The sequence below is a fragment of the Arthrobacter sp. H41 genome (assembly GCF_000520535.1).
In the GTDB taxonomy this organism is placed as follows: Bacteria; Actinomycetota; Actinomycetes; order Actinomycetales; family Micrococcaceae; genus Arthrobacter_D.
In genome coordinates this window covers 20,293-21,510 of record NZ_KI914780.1, presented here as the reverse complement: position 1 = coordinate 21,510, position 1,218 = coordinate 20,293, and the positions used below count along the sequence as shown (strand labels likewise).

The 1,218-nt window shown below is 66.6% G+C and carries 2 protein-coding genes; both read right to left on the bottom strand.

What is annotated here, in order from left to right:
• Positions 1-907: sensor histidine kinase (locus tag Y705_RS23030; protein WP_253908511.1), on the bottom strand; the 907-nt coding region annotated here is incomplete at its 3' end.
• Positions 908-961: 54 nt separating this feature from the next.
• A partial coding sequence (locus Y705_RS17820; protein ID WP_162149048.1) for a winged helix-turn-helix domain-containing protein occupies positions 962-1,218 on the bottom strand: 257 nt, incomplete at its 5' end.

Sequence of the window (1,218 nt, the reverse complement as noted above, 5' to 3'; positions counted from 1 at the left end):
GCTTGGCGTCGAGCGGCCGTTGCTCGTCGATCCGCGCGAGCGTCAGGAGGTCCTCCACGAGCTGGCCCATGCGGATCGCTTCGCTCTCGATCCGGCCCATCGCGGCTGCCACGTCCTCGTCCTTCTCCAGGGCACCGTGCCGGTAGAGCTCGGAGAAGCCGCGGATCGTGACCAGCGGGGTCCGGAGCTCGTGGGACGCGTCTGCGACGAAACGGCGCATCTTGCGCTCCGACGCGGTCCGGGCGGCGAAGGCCGTCTCGATATGGGCGAGCATCGCGTTGAGTGACCGGGAGAGCCTGCCGATCTCGGTGGCGGGCCGCTCCACCTTGACACGTCGGGAAAGATCACCGGCGGCGATGGCCGCTGCAGTCCGCTCGACCCGCGCCAGGGGCCGGAACTGGCGGGTGACGGCCGCGAAGGCGATCAGTGAGGCGACCGCGGTGGTCAGAAGGCCCGAGGTAAAGATGATCTCCGCTGCCTCCTGGACCGAGTCGTTGACCGTCGAGAGGGGCGACGCCACGGCAAGGTGCCCTTCCTGGTTCCGAAAAGGCACCACCCTCACTCGCCAGCCCTGGCTCGTCGAATGTGTGCCGGGAACCTCGAACCCCCGCCGGTCGAGCTGCAGGATGCGTTCCTCCGACAGGTCGTCGAGGTCCGGGGCGTCGGAGTCGTCGGGCAACTGGGTCTGCGTGAGTACGTTGCCCTCGGAGTCGAGGATCGCACCGTAGAACTGTAGGAACGGGGTGTCACCAGGGAGGGATGATGCGTAGAACGACCGCGCCACCACCTCTGCATTCGATGCGAGGTCGGTGTCCATGCGCTCGATGAGTCCGTCCCGCAGCAGCGAGACCGTGGCGAGGCCGGTGATCCCGACGGCGACCGCCATCAGCAGGGTCGTGATGGCCACGAGCTGCGACCGCAGCGAGGCCGATTTCCAGCGCCGAATCACCGGGTCGGAAACCTACCGCTTGTCGGCGGTACGCAGCAGGTACCCCACACCGCGCTTGGTCTGGATGAGCGCAACGGCGTCGGGGTTCCGGTCGATCTTGCGCCGCAGGTAGGAGATATAGGACTCCACGATCGACGCATCCCCGTTGAAGTCGTACTCCCAGACGTGATCCAGGATCTGGGCCTTCGAGAGCACCCGGTTGGGGTTCATCATCAAATACCGCAGCAGCTTGAATTCGGTGGGCGAGAGGTCGATCGTCTCACCGGCCG